This window comes from Streptomyces sp. NPDC039423, assembly GCF_055598725.1.
In genome coordinates this window covers 1,223,015-1,243,515 of record NZ_JBVKAH010000001.1, presented here as the reverse complement: position 1 = coordinate 1,243,515, position 20,501 = coordinate 1,223,015, and the positions used below count along the sequence as shown (strand labels likewise).

23 protein-coding genes are annotated in these 20,501 nt (G+C 73.1%); 11 read left to right on the top strand and 12 right to left on the bottom strand.

Annotated elements, in window-relative coordinates; genetic code table 11:
* Positions 1–130 precede the first annotated feature (130 nt).
* Positions 131–406, bottom strand: coding sequence for a GlsB/YeaQ/YmgE family stress response membrane protein (locus tag ACZ7LK_RS05725; protein ID WP_392276384.1), 276 nt, complete (start codon positions 404–406; stop codon positions 131–133).
* Between the two features lie 213 nt (positions 407–619).
* On the opposite strand from ACZ7LK_RS05725, the gene ACZ7LK_RS05720 reads away from it, so the two are divergent.
* Entirely contained in the window at positions 620–1,060 is a 441-nt protein-coding gene (locus ACZ7LK_RS05720; protein ID WP_471138567.1) for a DUF3099 domain-containing protein, read from the top strand.
* Positions 1,061–1,259: 199 nt separating this feature from the next.
* Entirely contained in the window at positions 1,260–1,484 is a 225-nt protein-coding gene (locus ACZ7LK_RS05715) for a hypothetical protein (protein ID WP_471138565.1), read from the top strand.
* A 97-nt stretch (positions 1,485–1,581) separates the two neighbouring features.
* Here ACZ7LK_RS05715 and moaA read toward each other — a convergent pair whose 3' ends face one another.
* From moaA to ACZ7LK_RS05700, 3 genes are all read right to left on the bottom strand, one after another.
* Positions 1,582–2,571, bottom strand: a complete 990-nt coding sequence (moaA, locus tag ACZ7LK_RS05710; protein ID WP_471138563.1) for a GTP 3',8-cyclase MoaA — start codon at positions 2,569–2,571, stop codon at positions 1,582–1,584.
* Between the two features lie 164 nt (positions 2,572–2,735).
* Positions 2,736–4,367: a solute symporter family protein gene (locus ACZ7LK_RS05705; RefSeq protein ID WP_392276380.1), complete on the bottom strand. Its 1,632-nt coding sequence runs from the start codon at positions 4,365–4,367 to the stop codon at positions 2,736–2,738.
* Positions 4,364–4,729 (bottom strand): DUF485 domain-containing protein, encoded by a 366-nt coding sequence (locus ACZ7LK_RS05700; RefSeq protein WP_392276379.1) that lies wholly within the window; start codon positions 4,727–4,729, stop codon positions 4,364–4,366. The genes ACZ7LK_RS05705 and ACZ7LK_RS05700 overlap by 4 nt, the downstream gene beginning before the upstream one ends.
* Before the next feature lie 241 nt (positions 4,730–4,970).
* On the opposite strand from ACZ7LK_RS05700, the gene ACZ7LK_RS05695 reads away from it, so the two are divergent.
* From ACZ7LK_RS05695 to ACZ7LK_RS05665, 7 genes are all read left to right on the top strand, one after another.
* A complete protein-coding gene (locus ACZ7LK_RS05695) occupies positions 4,971–6,518 on the top strand; it encodes a S8 family peptidase (protein ID WP_392276378.1) in 1,548 nt (515 codons plus the stop codon).
* Positions 6,519–6,734: 216 nt separating this feature from the next.
* Entirely contained in the window at positions 6,735–8,183 is a 1,449-nt protein-coding gene (locus tag ACZ7LK_RS05690; protein WP_471138560.1) for a CoA transferase, read from the top strand.
* A 368-nt stretch (positions 8,184–8,551) separates the two neighbouring features.
* Positions 8,552–9,529 (top strand): DEDDh family exonuclease, encoded by a 978-nt coding sequence (locus ACZ7LK_RS05685; RefSeq protein WP_392276376.1) that lies wholly within the window; start codon positions 8,552–8,554, stop codon positions 9,527–9,529.
* 65 nt (positions 9,530–9,594) lie between these two features.
* Entirely contained in the window at positions 9,595–9,831 is a 237-nt protein-coding gene (locus ACZ7LK_RS05680; RefSeq protein ID WP_064071372.1) for a hypothetical protein, read from the top strand.
* Between the two features lie 159 nt (positions 9,832–9,990).
* The gene (locus ACZ7LK_RS05675; protein WP_392276375.1) at positions 9,991–10,794 is read left to right on the top strand and encodes an SURF1 family cytochrome oxidase biogenesis protein; all 804 of its coding nucleotides are present in this window, start codon (positions 9,991–9,993) and stop codon (positions 10,792–10,794) included.
* 80 nt (positions 10,795–10,874) lie between these two features.
* Positions 10,875–12,659: a glycoside hydrolase family 15 protein gene (locus tag ACZ7LK_RS05670; RefSeq protein WP_392276374.1), complete on the top strand. Its 1,785-nt coding sequence runs from the start codon at positions 10,875–10,877 to the stop codon at positions 12,657–12,659.
* A gap of 4 nt (positions 12,660–12,663) precedes the next feature.
* Positions 12,664–13,419, top strand: a complete 756-nt coding sequence (locus tag ACZ7LK_RS05665) for an SDR family oxidoreductase (protein ID WP_392276373.1) — start codon at positions 12,664–12,666, stop codon at positions 13,417–13,419.
* A 121-nt stretch (positions 13,420–13,540) separates the two neighbouring features.
* On the opposite strand, the gene amaP is transcribed toward ACZ7LK_RS05665, so the two are convergent.
* Genes amaP through ACZ7LK_RS05640 form a run of 5 tightly spaced genes read right to left on the bottom strand, consistent with a single transcriptional unit; the run spans position 13,541 to position 15,780 of the window.
* Positions 13,541–14,104, bottom strand: coding sequence for an alkaline shock response membrane anchor protein AmaP (amaP, locus tag ACZ7LK_RS05660; protein ID WP_392276372.1), 564 nt, complete (start codon positions 14,102–14,104; stop codon positions 13,541–13,543).
* 4 nt (positions 14,105–14,108) lie between these two features.
* Entirely contained in the window at positions 14,109–14,759 is a 651-nt protein-coding gene (locus ACZ7LK_RS05655) for a DUF6286 domain-containing protein (RefSeq protein WP_469464607.1), read from the bottom strand.
* A complete protein-coding gene (locus ACZ7LK_RS05650) occupies positions 14,756–15,175 on the bottom strand; it encodes an Asp23/Gls24 family envelope stress response protein (protein ID WP_392276370.1) in 420 nt (139 codons plus the stop codon). Before ACZ7LK_RS05650 ends, ACZ7LK_RS05655 begins: the two co-directional genes overlap by 4 nt.
* Positions 15,150–15,341 carry a hypothetical protein gene (locus ACZ7LK_RS05645; RefSeq protein WP_392276369.1) on the bottom strand — a complete coding sequence of 64 codons (192 nt, stop codon included), beginning with the start codon at positions 15,339–15,341 and terminating at the stop codon, positions 15,150–15,152. The genes ACZ7LK_RS05650 and ACZ7LK_RS05645 overlap by 26 nt, the downstream gene beginning before the upstream one ends.
* A gap of 22 nt (positions 15,342–15,363) precedes the next feature.
* The gene (locus ACZ7LK_RS05640; protein WP_392276368.1) at positions 15,364–15,780 is read right to left on the bottom strand and encodes an Asp23/Gls24 family envelope stress response protein; all 417 of its coding nucleotides are present in this window, start codon (positions 15,778–15,780) and stop codon (positions 15,364–15,366) included.
* A 192-nt stretch (positions 15,781–15,972) separates the two neighbouring features.
* Here ACZ7LK_RS05640 and ACZ7LK_RS05635 point away from each other — a divergent pair, with 192 nt between their 5' ends.
* On the top strand, positions 15,973–16,680 hold the full coding sequence (locus ACZ7LK_RS05635; RefSeq protein ID WP_469464606.1) for a hypothetical protein: 708 nt from the start codon (positions 15,973–15,975) through the stop codon (positions 16,678–16,680).
* A gap of 3 nt (positions 16,681–16,683) precedes the next feature.
* On the opposite strand, the gene ACZ7LK_RS05630 is transcribed toward ACZ7LK_RS05635, so the two are convergent.
* The 3 genes from ACZ7LK_RS05630 to ACZ7LK_RS05620 all read right to left on the bottom strand — a co-directional run bounded on the left by ACZ7LK_RS05630 (position 16,684) and on the right by ACZ7LK_RS05620 (position 19,785).
* The gene (locus ACZ7LK_RS05630) at positions 16,684–17,475 is read right to left on the bottom strand and encodes an enoyl-CoA hydratase/isomerase family protein (RefSeq protein WP_471138554.1); all 792 of its coding nucleotides are present in this window, start codon (positions 17,473–17,475) and stop codon (positions 16,684–16,686) included.
* Positions 17,476–17,622: 147 nt separating this feature from the next.
* Positions 17,623–17,844, bottom strand: coding sequence for a helix-turn-helix domain-containing protein (locus tag ACZ7LK_RS05625; RefSeq protein WP_006123601.1), 222 nt, complete (start codon positions 17,842–17,844; stop codon positions 17,623–17,625).
* A 342-nt stretch (positions 17,845–18,186) separates the two neighbouring features.
* Positions 18,187–19,785 carry an ABC-F family ATP-binding cassette domain-containing protein gene (locus ACZ7LK_RS05620; RefSeq protein ID WP_392276365.1) on the bottom strand — a complete coding sequence of 533 codons (1,599 nt, stop codon included), beginning with the start codon at positions 19,783–19,785 and terminating at the stop codon, positions 18,187–18,189.
* Positions 19,786–20,097: 312 nt separating this feature from the next.
* On the opposite strand from ACZ7LK_RS05620, the gene ACZ7LK_RS05615 reads away from it, so the two are divergent.
* The gene (locus ACZ7LK_RS05615) at positions 20,098–20,499 is read left to right on the top strand and encodes a VOC family protein (RefSeq protein ID WP_392276364.1); all 402 of its coding nucleotides are present in this window, start codon (positions 20,098–20,100) and stop codon (positions 20,497–20,499) included.
* The last annotated feature ends 2 nt before the right edge of the window (positions 20,500–20,501 follow it).

The following is a 20,501-nucleotide window of genomic DNA, read 5'->3' as shown; positions in this document are numbered from 1 at the left end:
GGCCGCCGTCGGCCGGCGGTCGGGCCGGTCCCACGCCGCGAGGCGTGAGGGGGTTGGGCCCGTGTGGTCATGGGGCGGCGCCCCGGGGTGTGCGGAGCATCCCGGGGCGCCGCCTCGCGTCGTACGTCGGTCAGGCGCGTTGTCTGTTGCGGTGCATCGACATGTAGATCATGTCGCCGAGTCCGACGAGGACGACGGCCGCCACGACCTGGAGTGCGTGCCTGCCCCAGTCGATGCCCGGGGTCGCCTCGATGCCGAACGCCCTGGCGAGGGCGTTGCCGGCGATGCCGCCGATGATGCCGAAGATGGTCGTCAGCCACAGCGGGCTGTGCTGCTTGCCCGGCAGGATCGCCTTGGCCAGCAGACCCAGCACGAAACCGACGACAATCGCCCACAACCAGCCCATGGCTGCCTCCTCGGTGGATCGACGTGAGCAGTCCCGACAAGTCTCGGCCCGCTCGGCGTACGGCGCATGTCGGAGGGCCCCGTACGTGCGCCGTACGGTGGCGTCCGGGCTGGTGGGGGGCGCCCCCGGTCTCGTACGCGGCGGAGGGCGGGCGTACCGTGGAAGCAGGCCGGACCGGGGAGCGTCCGGCGCGATGCCGGGTGGTGGAACGTGATGCGGAAGCGTGGGAGCGACGAGGTCTTCCGGATCACCGGCGCCCGTCAGGGACTGGCCGACGACGTGCGCGGCAGGCAGCGGCGCTATGTGATCTCGATGTCGGTGCGGACGGTGGCGGTGATCGCGGCCGCGTCGCTGTGGAACGTCGAGCGGCACGTGGCGATCGTGGCCCTGGTCCTGGGGGCGGTGCTGCCGTACGTGGCGGTGGTGATCGCCAACGCGGGCCGGGAGACGGCGCCCCCGCAGCCGCGCGCCTTCGTGCCGCCGGCGACCGGGAACCCGATGCTGACGCCGGGACGCCCGGCGGACGAGGAGGGGACGCGGGCCCACGCGGACCCGGCGGCGGAACCCACCGCGGAACCGGTCGCGCAACCCGGCACGGAGGACCGGCCGGGCGGCGGAAAGCCCCGGCGGGACCGGGAGTTCGAGCAGGGCTGAGCCGCCTCCGGTCTGCAAAGCTCAAGAAAAGCTCAGATCAATCATGTGGTTTCAGTGCACTCGAACCCGGTCCCCGTGACATACTTCGTAGGCGCTCCGCATCCCCCGTCGGAGCGACGGACCGACGCCGGGCAGCTCCCCCCGTGGCTGCCCGGCGTCGCCTTTGTCCGGGTAGTTCGGGCCTTCGTTTGGACGTGTTGTGAGCGACGAGACCACCCCTGTCTGTTCCGCCAAGGGTTGCCGTACGGCGGCGGTGTGGGTGCTGGCGTGGAACAACCCGAAGCTGCACACCCCGGAGCGCCGCAAGACCTGGCTCGCCTGTGAGGACCACCGCGAGCACCTGTCCCGGTTCCTGGATGTACGGGGCTTCCTGAAGGACGTCGTCACGCTGGCCGAGTGGGAGTCCCGCCCGCCCGAGGGGTGACCGGGCCGCGCTCCCGCGGCCGGTGCGGCCGGCGGGTGCGGGGTGGCCGGTGCAGGTGGCCGGCCGGTGCGGCCTGCCGGCCGGTGCGGGTGGCCGGTCAGCCGCCGATCGCCGACATCGGGCGGTCCGGCTGGAGGAAGGACGGGTCGTCCAGACCGGAGCCCGCCTTCTTCCCCCACATGGCCAACCGCCACAGCCGGGCGATCTCCTCGTCCGGCGCGTCCGAGCGGAGGGCGGCCCTGAGGTCGGTCTCCTCCTGGGCGAACAGGCAGGTGCGCACCTGGCCGTCGGCCGTGAGCCGGGTGCGGTCGCAGGCCCGGCAGAAGGGGCGGGTGACGGAGGCGATGACGCCCACCCGGTGGGGTCCGCCGTCGACGATCCAGCGCTCGGCGGGCGCCGAGCCGCGTGCCTCGTCGGGCTCCGGGTCGAGGGTGAAGCGCGTGCGCAGCGACTCCAGGATGTCCCCGGCGGTGATCATGCCGTCGCGCTTCCAGCCGTGCTGGGCGTCCAGCGGCATCTGCTCGATGAAGCGCAGCTCGTAGTCGTTCTCCACGGCCCAGGCGAGGAGGTCGGGGGCCTCGTCGTCGTTGAGGCCCGGCATGAGGACCGAGTTGACCTTGACCGGGGTCAGTCCGGCGTCCCGGGCGGCCTGGAGGCCTTCCAGGACGTCCTTGTGGCGGTCGCGGCGGGTCAGGGTCTTGAAGACGTCGGGCCGCAGGGTGTCGAGGGAGACGTTGACCCGGTCCAGTCCGGCGGCCTTCAGGGCGGTCGCGGTGCGCTTGAGGCCGATGCCGTTGGTCGTCAGGGACATCCTGGGGCGGGGTTCGAGGGCGGCGCAGCGCTCGACGATGCCGACCAGGCCGGGACGCAGGAGGGGCTCGCCGCCGGTGAAGCGGACCTCGGTGATGCCGAGCGCGGTGACGGCGATGTCTATCAGGCGGACGATCTCGTCATCGGTGAGCAGATCCGGCTTGGCCAGCCACTGGAGGCCCTCTTCGGGCATGCAGTACGTGCACCGCAGGTTGCACCGGTCGGTGAGCGAGACGCGCAGGTCGGTGGCCACGCGGCCGTATGTGTCGATGAGCACTGTGGGCGCCCTCCCCCGGTTACCAGGTTCCGTATACCAAGGAGCCTACGTGACCCCACCGGCGACGACACGGGCCGTTGTCCACAGGAGAGGCACGGCCGCGTCGTAGGGATCTACGACGATCCCCACGGCGCGGCCGCGTACGGTCGCACAGGGTGTGCGGATCAGTGCGCACCGACACCGGTGAGGGACTTGACCTCCAGTTCCGCGTACTTGCCCCGGTCCGGCTCCTCCTTGGAGAGCAGGGAGCCCAGCCAGCCGAGCAGGAAGCCCAGCGGGATGGAGACCAGGCCCGGGTTCTCCAGCGGGAACCAGGCGAAGTCGGCGTCCGGGAACATCGAGCTGGGCTTGCCGGAGACGACCGGCGAGAACAGCACGAGCGTCACGGAGGCGAGCAGGCCGCCGTAGATGGACCAGAGGGCGCCCTGGGTGGTGAACCTCTTCCAGAACAGGCTGTAGAGGATGGTCGGCAGGTTGGCGGACGCCGCGACCGCGAAGGCCAGGGCGACCAGGCCGGCGACGTTCAGGTCACGGGCGAGCGCGCCGAGGGCGATGGAGACGACACCGATGAGGACGGTCGCCCAGCGGGCGGCGCGTACCTCCTCCTTCTCGGTGGCCTGCCCGCGGCGGATCACATTGGCGTAGATGTCGTGCGCGAAGGACGACGACGAGGCGAGGGTGAGCCCGGCGACCACGGCGAGGATGGTGGCGAAGGCGACCGCGGAGATCACGGCGAGGAGGATCGCGCCGCCCGCCGAGTCACCGCCGCCGCCGACCTCCATGGCGGCCAGCGGGGCGGCCGTGTTGCCCGCCTTGTTGGAGGCGATGATGTCGCCGGGCTCCAGCAGGGCGGCGGCGCCGAAGCCGAGCACGATGGTCATCAGGTAGAAGGCTCCGATGATGCCGATGGCCCAGTTGACGCTCTTGCGGGCGGCCTTGGCCGTGGGCACGGTGTAGAAGCGGATCAGGATGTGCGGCAGGCCCGCGGTGCCGAGCACCAGCGCGATGCCCAGGGAGATGAAGTCCAGCTTCGAGGTGCCGCTGGCGCCGTACTTGAGGCCCGGTTCGAGGAAGGCGGCGCCCTTGCCGCTGTTCGAGGCGGCGGCCCCGAGCAGGTCGGACAGGTTGAAGCCGAACTTCAGCAGGATCAGGAAGGTGATGAGCAGGGTCCCCGCGATCAGCAGGACCGCCTTGACCATCTGCACCCAGGTGGTGCCCTTCATCCCGCCGATGGTCACGTACACGATCATCAGGATGCCGACCAGCGCGACGATGGCGATCTTGCCGCCGTCCGAGGTGATGCCCAGCAGCAGGGACACCAGGACGCCCGCGCCGGCCATCTGGGCCAGCAGGTAGAAGATCGAGACGACGATGGTGGAGGTGCCGGCGGCGGTGCGGACGGGGCGCTGGCGCATCCGGTACGCGAGGACGTCGCCCATCGTGTAGCGGCCGGAGTTGCGCAGGGGTTCGGCGACCAGCAGCAGGGCGACCAGCCAGGCGACCAGGAAGCCGATGGAGTAGAGGAAGCCGTCGTACCCGAAGAGGGCGATGGCGCCGGCGATGCCGAGGAACGACGCGGCGGACATGTAGTCGCCGGAGATGGCCAGACCGTTCTGGAAGCCGGTGAACTGGCGGCCGCCGGCGTAGAAGTCGGAGGCGCTGCGGGTCTGGCGGCCGGCCCAGACGGTGATGGCGAGCGTGGCGACGACGAAGGCGCCGAAGAGCGTGATGATCAGCGGCCGGTGCTCCGAGGCGTCGGACGCGGCTGCCAGCAGGGTGGTGGCGGTGCTGCTCATGCGTCGGCCTCCATACGGGACTTGATGGCCTCGGCCTTGGGGTCGAGCGTCCCGGCGGCGTGCCGGGAGTAGAACCAGGCGATGAGGAAGGTGGTCAGGAACTGGCCGAGGCCGAGGACCAGCGCGACGTTGACGTTGCCGAACAGCCTGGTGCCCATGAAGCCGCCCGCGTAGTTGGACAGCAGCACGTACAGCAGGTACCAGGCGATGAAGGCGACGGTCAGGGGGAAGGCGAAGGAGCGGTGGGCGCGGCGCAGCTCGCCGAATTCGGCACTCTCCTGCACCTCGACGAACGCCTCCGTCGTGGGCTGGGCGGGACTGGTGTCCGTACCGCCGTCGGGCGGCGGTGCATCGGTAACCACGGAATCTCCTCGTGACGCGGGTGCGCTGGGCATGGACAAGAACCTCACGGTGGGGGCCGGTACTCGCTCGTGCTCTCCCCTGTCAACGGCACGGAAGCCGTGGCGACGCGGTTCACCTGCGGCGTTTTTCTTCCCCGAAGTCATTGATGGGCCGGGATGATCGGCGATAGCTTCGCTCGTCATGTACCCGCCCACACACAACCGGTGTGCGGGCGGATCTCACGGATGATGTGGAGAACCCATGGCTCATCTGCGATCCGGACGCGGGCGAATACTCACGCTGCCCGCCGGCCTGGCGCTCACGGCCTCACTCGGTCTGGTTCCGGTCGCCGGGGCCTCGGCCGCCCCGCTGGAGGGGGCGCCGGGCGCCGGCGGTGTCACCGCCGCCGCGACGACCGGTGCGAAGATGTCGTACGTCGTGAACGTGACGGGTGGTCACTCCACCGTCAAGGCGGTGAAGAAGGCGATAGCCGCGGCGGGCGGCACCGTGGTGATCGCCTATGACCAGATCGGCGTCATCGTCGTCCACTCGCAGAACCCGGAGTTCGCCGCCACGATCCGCGGGGTGCGGGGCGTGAAGTCGGCGGGGGCCACCAGGACCGCTCCCCTGGCCGCCCAGAGCACCACGGACATCGGTGCGGAGCAGCCCCTGTCCGCCGCGGAGGCCCGTTCGGCGGCCGACCGGGCGAGCGATGACCAGGACCCCTTCGAGCCCCTCCAGTGGGACCTGCCGGCCATCAAGGCGGACAAGGCCCATGAGAAGTCCCTCGGCAGCAAGCGGGTCACCGTCGCCGTCCTGGACACCGGTGTCGACGACACCCACCCGGACCTGGCCCCCAACTTCGACCGCGCGGCGTCCGCGAACTGCGTGACGGGCGCGCCGGACACCACCGACGGCTCCTGGCGGCCGGGCCCGACGGAGAGCGACCACGGCACGCACGTGGCGGGCACCATCGCCGCCGCGAAGAACGGGGTCGGCGTCACCGGTGTCGCGCCGGGCGTGAAGGTCTCCGGCATCAAGGTGTCCAACCCCGACGGGTTCTTCTACACCGAGTCCGTGGTCTGCGGTTTCGTCTGGGCGGCCGAGCACGGCGTCGAGGTGACGAACAACAGCTACTACGTCGACCCGTGGCTGTACACGTGCAAGAACGACCTCGACCAGGGCGCCCTGGTCGAGGCGCTCCAGCGGGCCACGCGGTACGCGGAGCGCAAGGGCGCGGTCAACGTCGCCGCGGCGGGCAACTCCCGTACGGACCTGGCGGCGGACGAGGTCACCGACAAGACCAGCCCCAACGACACCACGCCGGTGGAGCGGGTCGTCGACCCCGAGGTGTGCCCGGACGTCCCGACCATGCTGGACGGTGTGGTGACGGTCTCCGCCACGGGCGCCAAGGACCTGAAGTCCTCGTACTCCAACTACGGCCTGGGCGTGGTGGACATCGCCGCCCCGGGCGGTGACTCGACGGCGTACCAGCCGCCGGAGGCTCCGGCCACCAACGGGCTGATCCTGTCGACGCTGCCGGGCGGCAAGTACGGCTACAAGGCCGGTACGTCGATGGCGTCGCCGCACGTGGCCGGTGTGGCCGCGCTGATCCGGTCGACGCGCCCGCACGCCTCGCCCGCCGAGGTGAAGGCCCTGCTGTACAAGCAGGCCGACCCCATGGCGTGCACCGACCCGTACGACATCAACGGTGACGGCACGGTCGACGCGGTGTGCGAGGGCGGCAAGCGCGGCAACGGCTTCTACGGCGCGGGCCTGACCGACGCGCTGGACGCGGTGCGCCGCTGACGCGGCGGAGCCGTGAGCGGCCCCGGGCCCCGGGTGCGGTGCGTGCCACCGTGCCCGGGGCCCGGTCGTGCCGTGGGCCCGGTCGTGTGCGGGTCGTGTTCGGGTTCGGGCCCCGGTCATGTGCGGGTCCGGGTCGGGCTCGGGTCCCGGTCGTGTCCGGGCCCGGTCGTGTCCGGGATCTTCCGCGAAGGTGGCACTGAGTGCCATAGTGCTGCCATGAGCAGCGATGTTTCTCCGGGTACGTCCCAGGCATGGGCGGCACTGGGTGCCGATCCGGCCCTTCTGGATCGGGTCTCCTACGGCGGGCCCACCGACGGCCTCCCCGCGCGGCTGCCGGTACGCGAGCTGGCGCGGGCGACCGTCGCGGTCTGCTCCCTGGCGGCCGCCGAGCTCGCCGCGGCGCGCACCGGGGGTCCGGTGCCCCGGGTACGGGTCGACGACGGAGCGGTCGCCACGGCGTTCCTCAGCGACCGGCTGGTCAGGGTCGACGGCCGGGCGGCGGCGACGTTCGCGCCGCTGTCGCGGTTCTGGCGGGCGGCCGACGGCTGGGTGCGCACGCACGCCAACTACCCGCACCACCGGGAGCGGTTGCTCGTCGCGCTCGGCCTGCCCGGGGACGCCGGGGTGGACGCGGTCGCCGAGGCGGTGGCCGGGCGCCGCGCCACGGACGTGGAGGACACCGTGTACGCGGCGGGCGGCCTGGCCGTCGCCGCCCGGGACGTACGGCGGTGGGCGGCGCACGAGCAGGGCGCCCTGGTCGCGGGCCGGCCGCTGCTGACGCTGGAGCGGATCGGCGGGGCGCAGGCGCCGGCCCCCACCCGGGCGGGGGGCACGCGCGCGTGGAGCCGGACGCCGGGTACGCCGCGGCTCCCCTGCGCCGGGGTGCGGGTGCTGGACCTGACGCGGGTGCTGGCCGGGCCGGTCGCCACGCGGACGCTGGCGCTGCTGGGCGCGGACGTCCTGCGGATCGACGCGCCGGGGCTCCCGGAGAGCCAGGACGCCCACAACGACACCGGGATGGGGAAGCGGTCGACGACGCTGGACCTCGGGCGCGGCGCGGACCACCGCGTCTTCGAGGACCTGCTCGCCGGCGCCGACGTCGTGGTGACCGGCTACCGGCCGGGCGCGCTGGACCGGTTCGGGCTCTCCCCCGAGGCCCTCGCCGAGCGCCGCCCCGGACTGGTGGTGGCGCAGTTGTCGGCCTGGGGCCGGTACGGGCCGTGGCGGGAGCGGCGCGGCTTCGACAGCCTGGTCCAGGCGGCGACGGGCATCGCCGTGCTGGAGGGCTCCGCCGACGAGCCGGGCGCGCTGCCCGCGCAGGCCCTGGACCACGGCACCGGTTACCTGCTGGCCGCCGCCGTGCTGCGGGCGCTCACCGGGCGGCTCGGCCCGGACGGCGGCGGGACGTGGCTCGCCCGGCTGGCCCTGACGCAGACCGCGCACTGGCTGGTGCACGGCCTGGCCGGGGACGCGGGCCCGGCGGCGGGCGGGCCGCCCGCGGGGAGCACGGGTCACGATCCGGAGCGCTGGACGACCGAGACGGACAGCCCCATGGGCCGGCTCCGCCACGCGCTGCCGCCGATCGCGTACGAGGGCGCCCCGGCGAACTGGGCCCGCCCCTCGGGCCTCTGGGGCACGGACCCCGCCCGGTGGGCCACGGCCTGACACCGGGGCCGCCAGGAGGCGGGTCGGTCCGGCGAGTTCGGGACTCCACCGCCCTCGGCGCGGGGCCGACGGACCGACGGGCAGGCCGTGAGGTCCACCCTGAGGGGGGTGGTGCGGCCGGCCGCGTCGACGGCCCGGTCGCCCCGGGAGCCACGAACGAGGGCCCGTGACGGGCGGGTTGGCACCCGGCCGGCCCGCCGCGCCGGACTCCGCACCACGTCGAGGCGGAACGTATCCGTACGAATGGGACATGCCGCGGCGGCGTCAACCCGCTCTCGCGGAACGGCTCCAGGGGCACCCGGCGTCAACAGGACGACCCCTCGGGGCAAACCCGGCGGCGCCATTGTCAGTGGCGGCCTCTATTCTCAGTGACCATGCTCGACGACCGTACGACAGCAGCACCGTGGCCGACCGCCTACCCGACCCAGGGGTACGCGGTCGTCGACGTGGAGACCACCGGCCTCGCCCGCGACGACCGGATAGTGTCCGCTGCCGTCTACCGGCTCGACGCGCAGGGAAACGTGGAGGACCACTGGTACACGCTGGTCAACCCCGAGCGCGATCCGGGACCGGTGTGGATCCACGGCCTGACGAGCGACGTACTGGAGGGGGCGCCGCTCTTCCCGGAGATCGCGGCGGAGTTCTCCGAGCGGCTCGACGGCCGGGTCCTCGTCGCGCACAACGCGATGTTCGACTGGTCGATGATCGCCCGCGAGTACGCACGGGCGGAGCGGACCGCGCCGGTGCGGCAGCGGCTGTGCACCATCGCGCTCTCCAAGGAGCTGGGCCTGCCGCTGGCCAACTTCAAGCTGGAGTCGCTGGCCACGCACTTCGGTGTGGTGCAGCGGCGCGCGCACAACGCGCTGGACGACGCCCGCGTCCTGGCCGAGGCGTTCCGTCCGAGCCTGCACGCGGCGGCGGAGCGGGGCGTGCGGCTGCCGCTGCTGGAATGCCGTCCGCTCACCGAGTGGGCGTCCTCGCCGGCCGCCCCGGGAGTGCCCCGGCAGACCTCGTACCACGGGAACGGCTGGCGGCCGTCCCGCAAGCGGCCCGCCTGCCCGTACCCCAACCCCGGGCGGTACGAAGCAGACAAGCCGCTCAAGCAGGGCATGCGGGTGGCGTTCTCGGGTGACACCTCCATCGACCGGGAGCTGCTGGAGGACCGGGCGGTCGAGGCGGGCCTGCACGTGGCGAGCAGCGTCTCCCGGCTGACCAGCCTGCTCGTCACCAACGACCCGGACGCCGCCACCTCCAAGACGGTCAAGGCCACGGCGTTCGGCACGCCGATCGTCGACGAGGCGGCGTTCACCCAGTTGCTCCGTGACGTGGCCCCGGCAGACGAGTAGGCAGACGGGTGACCGCCGGGCGTTTCGCCGCTCCTCGCGGAGCGCCGGACCGCACCCTGTGGCGCATGGCACGTTGTGAGGTCTGCGGAAACGATTACGGCATGTCCTTCGAGGTGCACGCGCAAGGCGCGGTGCACGTCTTCGACTGCTTCGCCTGCGCCATCCACCGCATGGCGCCCATCTGCGAGCACTGCCGGGTCCAGATCATCGGCCAGGGCGTCGAGGCCGACGGCCAGTGGTTCTGCGGGGCGCACTGCGCCCGCGCGGAGAAGGGTCAGGTGGGCATCGTCGACAAGGTGTGACCCGACGGCACCCGGCGGGGCCGTCACCGGGGCGCCGCCCAGGCCCCCCGGTGGCGGCCCCGACCCGGACGGCGGCCGGACCCGGGGGACCAGCAGGCACGGACCCGGCGGCCGGACCCGCTCTCCGGCGGCCGGACACGAGCAGGTACGGTCGAAGCCGTGTACCGCTTCCTGTTGTCCCGGCAGTGGGTGATCCTCACCCTCATCGCCCTCGTTCTCATCCCCGTGATGGTCGAGCTGGGCTTCTGGCAGTTCCACCGGCACGAGCACCGGGTGGCGCAGAACGGGCTGATCGCGGACAACCTCGAGGCGGCGCCCGTCCCCGTGACGGACCTCACCTCCCCCGGCCACACCGTGCCCCGCCCCGACTACTGGCGCCGGGTCACCGCCACCGGCACCTTCGACACCGCCCACGAGGTCGTCGTACGCCGCCGGACCAACGCCGACGAACGGATCGGCGTCCTGGTGCTCACTCCCCTGATCCTCGCCGACGGCCGCGCCGTCCTGGTCAACCGGGGCTGGATCCCCGCCGCAGCCGACCAGATGTCCTTCCCCGAGGTACCGCCCGCCCCCAGGGGCGAGGTCACCGTCACCGGCCGACTCAAGGCCGACGAGACGACCGGCGCCAGCGGCATCAAGGACCTCAGCGGGCTGCCGCCCCGCCAGGTCATGCTGATCAACAGCGGGCAGCAGGCCAAGAGCCTCGGCCGCCAGGTGCTGGGCGGCTACCTGGAGCAGACCGCGCCGGTCCCGGCCGGGGACACCCCGGAGCTCATCCCGGAGCCCGACCACGACTCCATCGGCCCGCACATGGCGTACGCGGTGCAGTGGTGGCTCTTCGCCGCGGGCGTTCCGGTCGGCTGGGTGGTGCTGGTACGCCGTGAGAAGCGCGACCGCGAGGCGGCGGCGTCCGACCCGGCACCCCCGGCCGCCCCCGAACCGGCCGAGCACGCCCCGGCCTGACCCGGTGCCGCGCCGGCGCGGCACCGGGAGTGACGTACGCGCTTGCTTAGCGGTACACCGTGGCGGGAACACGCCAGAGCGTGACGCAACGCATCGAGGACTACGCCCTCATCGGGGATCTGCAAACGTCCGCACTCGTGGGCAGGAACGGTTCGATCGACTGGCTCTGCCTGCCACGGTTCGACTCGGCGGCCTGCTTCGCCGCGCTGCTGGGCGACGAGGACAACGGCCACTGGCGGATCGCCCCCAAAGACGCCCAGGCCTGCACACGGCGCCGGTACATCGGTGACTCGCTGGTCCTGGAGTCCCTCTGGGAGACCCGCACCGGCACGGTGAAGGTGCTGGACTTCATGCCGCAGCGCGACCAGGCCCCCGATGTCGTACGCATCGTGGAAGGCGTCAGCGGCACGGTGGAGATGGCCTCGGTGCTGCGGCTGCGCTTCGACTACGGCCACATCGTGCCGTGGGTGCGCCGGACCGACGGGCACCGGGTGGCCGTCGCCGGCCCCGACGCGATATGGCTCCGCAGCGAGCCCGAGGTCAAGACGTGGGGTCAGCAGTTCAGCACCCGCTCCTCGTTCACGGTGGGCGCGGGCGAGAAGGTGGCGTTCGTCCTGACCTGGCACCCCTCGCACCACCCCCGGCCGCCGCTGATCGACCCGTACGAGTCGCTGGAGCACACGCTGGAGGACTGGGAGTCCTGGGCCGCCCAGTGCACCTACGACGGGCCCCACCGCGATGCCGTGATGCGCTCGCTGATCACGCTCAAGGCGCTGACGCACGCCCCGACGGGCGGGATCGTCGCCGCGCCGACGACCTCGCTGCCGGAGGACATCGGGGGCGTGCGGAACTGGGACTACCGCTACTGCTGGCTGCGCGACGCCACCCTCACGCTCGGGGCGCTGCTGTCCGCCGGCTACCTGGACGAGGCGGCGGCCTGGCGCGACTGGCTGCTGCGGGCGGTGGCCGGCGACCCTGCGGACCTCCAGATCATGTACGGCATCTCGGGCGAGCGCCGGCTGCCGGAGACCGAGCTGCCATGGCTGCGCGGGTACGCCGGATCGGCGCCGGTGCGGACCGGCAACGCCGCGGTGCGCCAGTTGCAGCTCGATGTGTACGGGGAGGTCATCGACGCGCTGTACCTGGCCCGCGAGGCGGGGCTCGCGTCCCAGTCGCACGCCTGGAACCTCCAGCTCAGCCTGCTGGGCTTCCTGGAGTCGACCTGGCGGCAGCCCGACGAGGGGCTGTGGGAGGTGCGCGGACCGCGCCGCCACTTCGTGCACTCCAAGGTGATGGCGTGGGTGGCCGCCGACCGGGCGGTGCGCACCCTGGAGCGGGACCCGTCGCTCCGCGGCGAGGCGGACCGGTGGCGGGCGATGCGGGACGAGGTGCACCGGGAGGTGTGCGAGAAGGGGTACGACCCGGAGCGGAACACCTTCACCCAGTCGTACGGCTCCCGGGAGCTGGACGCGGCGACCCTGCTCATCCCCCGGGTCGGCTTCCTGCCGCCCGACGACCCGCGGGTGGTCGGCACGGTGGACGCGGTGTGGGCCGAGCTCAACCACAACGGGCTGATCCGCCGGTACAGCACCGAGGGCGTGCCGGTCGACGGGCTGCCCGGCGACGAGGGGACCTTCCTCGTCTGCTCGTTCTGGATGGCGGACGCCCTGCGCATGACGGGCCGGACGAAGGAGGCGAAGGAGCTGTTCGAGCGGCTGCTGGCGCTGCGCAACGACGTGGGGCTGCTGGCCGAGGAGTACGACGCCGCCGCGCGGCGGCAGCTCGGCAACTTCCCCCAGGCGTTCAGTCACATCGGCCTGGTGGGGACGGCCCTCGCCCTGGCGCGGGAGGAGGCGGCAGGATAGGCCCATGGATCTTGGACTGAAGGACCGTGTGTACGTCGTGACCGGCGCCTCCCGCGGACTGGGCAACGCCTCGGCGCGGGCCCTGGTGGCGGAGGGCGCGAAGGTCGTCGTGTCCTCGCGCGACGAGAAGGCGGTGGCCGGGGCCGCCGCCGCGCTGGGTGACGGCGCGGTCGGGGTCGCGGTGGACAACGCCGACCCGTCCGCCCCCGACCGTCTGATCGGCGCCGCCCGGACGCACTTCGGGCGCTTCGACGGCGTGCTCATCAGCGTGGGCGGCCCGCCCCCGGGGTGGGCGGCGGACAGCACGGACGACCAGTGGCGGACGGCGTTCGACTCGGTGTTCCTGGGCGCGGTACGGATGGCCCGGGCGGCGGCGGCCGCGCTCCCCGAGGGCGGGGTCATCGGGTTCGTCCTGTCCGGCTCGGTGCACGAGCCGATCCCGGGGCTGACCATCTCCAACGGGCTGCGGCCGGGCCTGGCGGGCTTCGCCAAGTCGCTCGCGGACGAGCTGGGCCCGCGCGGCATCAGGGTCGTGGGCCTGCTCCCGAGCCGTATCGACACCGACCGGGTCCGCGAACTGGACGCGCTGTCCGGCGACGAGGCCGCCGCCCGCGCCGCCAACGAGTCCCGGATCCCGCTGCGCCGCTACGGCACCCCGGAGGAGTTCGGCAACACCGCGGCGTTTCTGCTCTCGCCGGCCGCCTCGTACCTCACGGGCGTCATGCTCCCCGTCGACGGCGGCGCCCGGCACGGCTTCTGACCGCCCGGCACGGCTTCCGGCCGGCCGGCGGGGGCTTCCGGCCGCCCCGCGGGGCGGTGCGCCCGGCGGCGGTGCCGGGCGCCGGGCGCCGGACGGACGCCCACCTCCGGGCCGCGGGCCGTCAGGTGACGCGGCGTGCGGGGTGTTTGGCGGCCCGGAGGTGGGCCTCCGCGGGGAGGTGCGGGAGGCCCGCCGACTCGCGGGCGTGGCGCAGCGCGCCGTCCCGGAGGCGTGCCAGGGCCGCCGCCGGGGACGCGTGGGGCTCCAGCAGCAGCGACACTCGCGCGGACGGTGCCGTACGGCGGCCGGCCAGCCGGACACGGGCGCCCGACACGCCGTCCAGCCCCTCCGCCTCCGCCGCCACGGCACCCTCCAGCGCCCGGCCCCGCAGCACTACGCCTTCCCCGTCCCGGCTGTCGACCAGCACCTCCGCGAGCCGGGGCCGCCGAAGCTGGGCCAGCAGCCACCACAGCGCCAGCAGCACCACCGCCGCCAGCACCGCGACGACGACCCCCCACGCCCACCGCGTGCGCACCGACTCGGTGAGCACCACGGCGTCGGGGCCCCGCCACGGCCACCACGACGGCACGCCCAGGTCCAGGCCGGCCACGAGCATCGCCCCGCCCACGCACAGCAGCGCGGCCCCGGCCAGACCCAGCAGCACCCGGTTGACGGTCCTCAGCATGTCCTCACCCTTTCCGCGGCGGTCGCGCCACGTGCACCGCGAGGTGCGGCGGCCGGGCCAGGCCCAGCTCGTCGACCGCGGCCCGCAGCGCGCCGTCCAGGTCGGTCCGTACGTCGCCGAGCTCGCGGAAGTGGGACACGGCCCGTACCACGGCCTTGCGCCGCCGGGCCCGTACCCGCGCGGACTGCACGCCCGACACCGCCATCGCCCGGTCGCGCAGCACCGTCTCGACCGCTTCCCGCCGCAGCCCGGCGCGCAGATCGGCACCGCGCCGCATGGGCAGGAGCGCGCGCAGGCCGGGCGTGCAGGCGAGCGCCAGCAGCCAGAGGCCCAGCGCGATCGCGACCGCCGAGCCGGCGAGCACCGCCACGTCGTCGAGCTGCCGGGCGGCCAGGTCGTCGGCGAGGACCCGGCGCCAGCGCATGCCGGGCCGCCCCGCCTGCACGGACGCGACGTCGTACAGCAGCAGTCCGGCGCCGGCGAGCACCAGCAGCGCCAGCAGGGCTGCCGGGACGCGCCGCACGGACCAGAAGCGGTGCGCGCGCCCCGGCGGGGCGTCCTCCGGCACCGGGACCGTCCCCTGCCCGGGCTCCCGCGCCGGCTGCGACTCCGGCTCGGGCTCGGGCTCGGGAGCGTGGGACGCGATCGTGCTCATCGGACCCTCCCCCGTCCCTTGTCGTGGTCGCGGGTGTACGAGGAGTGCAGCCGTTCCACCTGGACCGCGACCTCGGGTACCGCGAGGCCGGCCAGCGTCTCCACGCGCCGGGTCACATGGCGGCGTACGGCGCCGCAGCGGGCGCCGATGTCGGACGGGTAGCCGAGCTCCAGGCTGATGCGGACGCGCGCGGTATCCCGGTGCACGACCACCGTCGCGTGCGGCGGCCGGCCGCCTCCCGTGCCGGGCAGACCGCCGCGACCGCCGCCGCCCTCGTCCTCCGCCGCGCCCGCGAGCGCCTCGCGCGCCGCACGCGCCGCGATCTTGGCCACCACGCGGTCGGCGATGGTGACCGATCCGCGTTCCGCCGCCAGGGCCCCCGTCACCGCGTCACCGCCGCCGGTCGTAACGGTCACGGCTCCGGAAGAGGTCACCGGGTTCGAGGTCCCCGTCGAGGAACCGCCCGGTCACGAAGCCGACCGCTCCCAACGCGGCTACCAGCAGAAACGCCCCGAAGCCGCCGAAGTATCCGGCGAAACCGAGCGCCATTCCGGCCAATAGGCCGACCATCGCCATGTTCATCGTGCGCTCCTCACCTGGCTGCCTACTGGAGCCGGGACTCCGGCTCGTCTTCCTCGTCCTCCGGCAGCTTCACGTCGCTGACGGCGATGTTGACCTCGACGACTTCGAGACCGGTCATCCGCTCGACCGCCGAGATCACGTCCGTGCGCACCGCCCGGGCGACGTCGTGGATCGGGAAGCCGTACTCGATGACGATCTCCAGGTCGAGTGCCGTCTGGACCTCCCCGACCTCGGCCTTCACCCCGCGGCTGACGCTGGGGCGGCCGCCGGGCACCCGGTCGCGCATCGCGCCGAAGGTGCGGGAGACTCCGCTGCCCATCGCGTGGACGCCGGCGACGTCCCGCACGGCCAGTCCGGCGATCTTCTCGACGACCCCGTCCGCGATGGTGGTATGGCCACGGGACGCCGGGTCACCGCCGCTGCCGCTTCGCTTGGCCATGGACGTCCTCCGGGCTTCCTCGGCCGCCGGTTCCCTGATCCGCGCGGCCCTCGCCGCCTGGTCGGACTGGGCTGATTGGGCTGACTGCGACGCGTCAGTCATCACCGCTTCCCTTCGGGAGGATTTGGACTCCTTCGCTCACATTAAGGGTGGTTTCCGGATCTCGCGCCTGGGATGCGGCAGGCTGGAGGAATGACGACGGCTGATGGATGGATGGCGGCGGTGCGGAGCCGGATCGGCCTGGGCCGGCTGATTCCCCTGGGTGACGCGGCGGACGGCGCGTGGATCGCGGAGCCCGCCGCGGACGCGGTCCTGCGCGACGCGGCGCGGAGCGTACGGGGGGTGGACCCGGGCCGGTTGCGGATCGCCCCGGCGGACACCGGCCCGGCGGACGCGGCGAGCGCCCCGACGCACCCGGCCCCGCCCGGTTCGGTGCCGCACGGCCCGCTGCGGATCGACGTGGACTTCGCCGCCGGGTACGGTGTCCCGCTCCCGGACCTCGCCGAACGGCTGCGCGCCGCGCTGTCGGCGGCGGCACGGGACCGGCTCGGGCTGACCGTGGCGGAGGTGGACCTGCGGGTGACGGCACTGCTGGACGCCCCGCCCGAACCGCCGGCGGCCGCTCCCCCGCCCGACGCGCCGCGGGCCGGTGAGGTGCCCGGCGGCGATGCCCAGCCCGATCCGCTGGCCGTCCTGGCGGCGGCGGTACCGGGCGTGGCGCGGCTGACGACGGTCCTGGGGCCCTCGGTCCACCGGGCCGCCGACCACGTCCGGGTCGAACTGGCGACGGCCCCGGACCACCGCGTGCTGGACGTGGCACGGGCGGTACGCGGGGCCGTGGGCGGAACGCTCCCGGTGACCGTCGTGGTCACCGGGGCCGGCGCGGGCCGTACGTCGTAACGGTCAGTCGGAGAGACCCGCCAGATCGCGGAGACGGCGCGCCTGGGCGGCGCGCTCGGCCGTGCGCTGCTCCTCGTACGTGCGTCCGCCCGCGCCGCGCAGCAGCGCCTTGGTCTCGACGACCGCGTCACGCGGGGCCGCCAGCAGCGCGCCCGTGAGGTCGCGCACCGCGCCGTCGAGGTCGGCGGCGGGCACCACGAGGTTGGCCAGCCCGATCCGCTCGGCCTCGTCGGCGTGGACGAACCGGCCGGTGGCGCAGATCTCCAGCGCACGGGCGTAGCCGACCGCCCCGACGAGCGGATGCGTACCGGTCAGGTCGGGGACGAGGCCCAGGCTGGTCTCGCGCATGGCGAACTGGACGTCGTCGGCCACGACGCGCAGGTCGCACGCCAGGGCGAGCTGGAAGCCCGCCCCGATCGCGTGCCCCTGAACGGCCGCGATCGACACGATGTCGTTACGGCGCCACCAGGTGAACGCCTCCTGGTACTCGGCGATGACCCCGTCGAGCTCGGCGTCGGAGCCGCGCGCCAGATCGAGGAACGACGGCTCGCCGTCGAAGCCCTCCGGCGTGAACGCCTGCCGGTCGAGCCCGGCGGAGAAGGACTTGCCCTCACCGCGCAGCACCACGACCCGCACGCTGCCCGGCAGCGACCGTCCGGCCTCCGTCAACGCCCGCCACAGAGCGGGGGACTGGGCGTTGCGCTTGGCCGGGTTGGTCAGGGTCACCGTGGCAACGGCGTCGTCGACGGTGAGCCGTACGCCGTCCTTGTCGAGGACTGGGTCGAGCGAGGTCATGGGGCGCCTCCGGGTCCGGTGCGGCTGTGCAGCCATGTAAGTGACTGCACAGTAACCACCCGGCCGACACTGCGATCGACCGGGTGGCCCTGCCGTAACCGGTGGGGCCGGACGAGCCGCGCTCGGGTTGTCAGGTCACTGGGGCCGTCAGGCCGAAGCGGCCTTCTTGCCCCGCGTCGCTCCGCCGCGTCCACGCAGCGTGACTCCGGATTCGCTCAGCATCCGATGGACGAATCCGTAGGATCGGCCCGTCTCCTCGGCCAATGCCCGGATGCTCGCACCGGAGTCGTACTTCTTCTTCAGGTCTGCCGCGAGCTTGTCGCGCGCGGCGCCGGTCACCCGGCTGCCCTTCTTCAGAGTCTCGGCCACCCGTGCCTCCTCATGGGAAGTGCGCTCTGGTCTTCTCATGATCACCCCTCGGGCGCCTCCTGGCCAGCCATTCGACAAGGTCCGTGCCGCAAGGTTTCGCCTTCACCGGCGCGCCGCCCGGGCCGTGCGCCGGTACCGGAACCATGCCCACCGGAAAAGCAGCAGGTCACAGGGGTGGGCGGAGAGGGCGGCCGGTGCGCGGCCGGGGCGGGGGATCCGCCCGGCGCCACGCCGGAGTACGAGACGTCCTCACTCAGATGACGGATCACGCGTAAGCCGAATGATCCATGCCGGGACGATCCGGGTGGTGCCGGGCCGGTGGTCCGGCCCGTCAGGCGGTGATCACGCCAGGGCCACGAGGTCCGCGTAGTCCGCGCCCCACAGGTCCTCGACGCCGTCCGGCAGCAGGATGATCCGCTCCGGCTGGAGGGCGTCGACCGCGCCCTCGTCGTGCGTGACGAGGACGACCGCGCCCTTGTACGTACGCAGGGCGCCCAGGATCTCCTCACGGCTGGCCGGGTCGAGGTTGTTCGTCGGCTCGTCCAGGAGCAGCACGTTCGCCGAGGAGACCACGAGGGTGGCCAGCGCCAGCCGGGTCTTCTCACCACCGGAGAGGACGCCCGCCGGCTTGTCGACGTCGTCACCGGAGAAGAGGAACGAGCCCAGCGTCTTGCGCACCTCGACGAGGTCGAGGTCCGGGGCGGCCGACCGCATGTTCTCCAGGACCGTGCGGTCGGGGTCGAGGGTCTCGTGCTCCTGGGCGTAGTAGCCGAGCTTGAGACCGTGACCGGGCGTGACCTGGCCGGTGTCCGGCGTCTCCACCCCCGCGAGCAGCCGCAGCAGGGTCGTCTTGCCGGCGCCGTTCAGTCCGAGGATCACGACCCGTGACCCCTTGTCGATGGCGAGGTCCACGTCGGTGAAGATCTCCAGCGATCCGTACGACTTGGACAGCCCCTCCGCGGTGAGCGGGGTCTTGCCGCAGGGCGCCGGCTCCGGGAAGCGGAGCTTGGCGACCTTGTCGGAGGCGCGGACCTCCTCCAGGCCCGACAGCAGCCGCTCGGCACGGCGGGCCATGTTCTGCGCGGCGACGGTCTTGGTGGCCTTGGCGCGCATCTTGTCGGCCTGCGAGTTGAGGGCGGCGGCCTTCTTCTCGGCGTTGGCGCGCTCGCGCTTGCGACGCTTCTCGTCGGCCTCGCGCTGCTGCTGGTAGAGCTTCCAGCCCATGTTGTAGACGTCGATGGTCGACCGGTTGGCGTCCAGGTAGAACACCTTGTTGACGACGGTCTCGACCAGGTCGACGTCGTGGGAGATGACGATGAAGCCGCCGCGATACGTCTTGAGGTAGTCGCGCAGCCAGACGATGGAGTCGGCGTCCAGGTGGTTGGTCGGCTCGTCGAGCAGCAGGGTGTCGGCGTCCGAGAAGAGGATCCGGGCGAGCTCGACGCGGCGGCGCTGGCCGCCGGAGAGGGTGTGCAGCGGCTGGCCGAGGACCCGGTCGGGCAGGCCGAGGGCGGCGGCGATCGTGGCGGCCTCGGCCTCGGCCGCGTACCCGCCCTTGGTCAGGAACTCGGTCTCCTGGCGCTCGTACTGGCGCAGCGCCTTCTCGCGGGTGGCGCCGGTGCCGCCCGCGATGCGCTCCTCGTTCTGCCGCATCTTGCGGAGCAGGAGGTCGAGGCCGCGGGCGGAGAGGACGCGGTCGCGGGCCAGGACGTCGAGGTCGCCGGTGCGGGGGTCCTGCGGAAGGTAGCCGACCTCGCCGGAGCGGGTGATCGTGCCGCCGGCCGGGACGCCCTCGCCGGCGAGGCACTTGGTGAGCGTGGTCTTGCCGGCGCCGTTGCGGCCGACCAGACCGATGCGGTCGCCCTTGGCGATGCGGAAGGAAGCGGACTCGATGAGGACGCGGGCGCCGGCGCGCAGCTCGATGCCGGAAGCGGTGATCACGGACAGACTCCAGGGCGGTGGGGAAGACGGCGGAAGGACGGCGGGTGCGGTGGCTTCGACGCCGGTCTAATGCACGGGGAGAATGGCCATGGGGGCCAGTCTAACGGGCGTGTGCAACTGCTTTTCGGCCCCGCGAGGCCGCCCGTTCAGGCCGGACACCCCGGTCCGTGCCGCACCGGGTGGCGGGTGTGGGGCATGGGCGCAACACCTTCCGGTGAGGCGGGGGCGCTCGGCGGGGCGTTGTCGGCGCCGGGTGCCAGACTGGGTGGGCTGAGATCCGGATCACAGTCGCAAGGTCGGAGAGTGATCAGCATGGCCCACGTACCGAGCATCTATCCGACGATCCTGTACGAGGACGCGAAGGCAGCGATCAGAACGCTGAAGGAGGCCTTCGGGTTCACCGAGGTGAGTGTGTACGAGGGCGAGGACGGCCGCGTCGTCCACTCCGAGCTGGCCCAGGGGAACGGCATGGTGATGCTGGGCAGCAAGGGTGGGGACGGCGTCTTCGCCAAGGCGATGGAGGGCGGTGGGCCGGTGGGGGTGTACGTGGTGGTGGAGGACGTGGACGCGCACCACGCCCGCGCGGTGGAGCACGGGGTGGAGATCCTGATGCCGCCCACGGACCAGGAGTACGGCTCGCGGGACTACATGGCGCGGGACGCCGAGGGCAACGTCTGGAGTTTCGGGACGTACGCCCCCGGCGCGGCGGAGTAGCC

What these genes read in the sequence shown, in the direction of transcription:
- ACZ7LK_RS05725 (WP_392276384.1), bottom strand. Translation starts at nt 406, where the DNA reads ATGGGCTGGTTGTGGGCGATTGTCGTCGGTTTCGTGCTGGGTCTGCTG.
- ACZ7LK_RS05720 (WP_471138567.1), top strand. Translation starts at nt 620, where the DNA reads ATGCGGAAGCGTGGGAGCGACGAGGTCTTCCGGATCACCGGCGCCCGT.
- ACZ7LK_RS05705 (WP_392276380.1), bottom strand. Translation starts at nt 4,367, where the DNA reads ATGAGCAGCACCGCCACCACCCTGCTGGCAGCCGCGTCCGACGCCTCG.
- ACZ7LK_RS05695 (WP_392276378.1), top strand. Translation starts at nt 4,971, where the DNA reads ATGGCTCATCTGCGATCCGGACGCGGGCGAATACTCACGCTGCCCGCC.
- ACZ7LK_RS05690 (WP_471138560.1), top strand. Translation starts at nt 6,735, where the DNA reads ATGAGCAGCGATGTTTCTCCGGGTACGTCCCAGGCATGGGCGGCACTG.
- ACZ7LK_RS05680 (WP_064071372.1), top strand. Translation starts at nt 9,595, where the DNA reads ATGGCACGTTGTGAGGTCTGCGGAAACGATTACGGCATGTCCTTCGAG.
- ACZ7LK_RS05665 (WP_392276373.1), top strand. Translation starts at nt 12,664, where the DNA reads ATGGATCTTGGACTGAAGGACCGTGTGTACGTCGTGACCGGCGCCTCC.
- amaP (WP_392276372.1), bottom strand. Translation starts at nt 14,104, where the DNA reads ATGCTGAGGACCGTCAACCGGGTGCTGCTGGGTCTGGCCGGGGCCGCG.
- ACZ7LK_RS05655 (WP_469464607.1), bottom strand. Translation starts at nt 14,759, where the DNA reads ATGAGCACGATCGCGTCCCACGCTCCCGAGCCCGAGCCCGAGCCGGAG.
- ACZ7LK_RS05645 (WP_392276369.1), bottom strand. Translation starts at nt 15,341, where the DNA reads ATGAACATGGCGATGGTCGGCCTATTGGCCGGAATGGCGCTCGGTTTC.
- ACZ7LK_RS05640 (WP_392276368.1), bottom strand. Translation starts at nt 15,780, where the DNA reads ATGGCCAAGCGAAGCGGCAGCGGCGGTGACCCGGCGTCCCGTGGCCAT.
- ACZ7LK_RS05635 (WP_469464606.1), top strand. Translation starts at nt 15,973, where the DNA reads ATGACGACGGCTGATGGATGGATGGCGGCGGTGCGGAGCCGGATCGGC.
- ACZ7LK_RS05630 (WP_471138554.1), bottom strand. Translation starts at nt 17,475, where the DNA reads ATGACCTCGCTCGACCCAGTCCTCGACAAGGACGGCGTACGGCTCACC.
- ACZ7LK_RS05615 (WP_392276364.1), top strand. Translation starts at nt 20,098, where the DNA reads ATGGCCCACGTACCGAGCATCTATCCGACGATCCTGTACGAGGACGCG.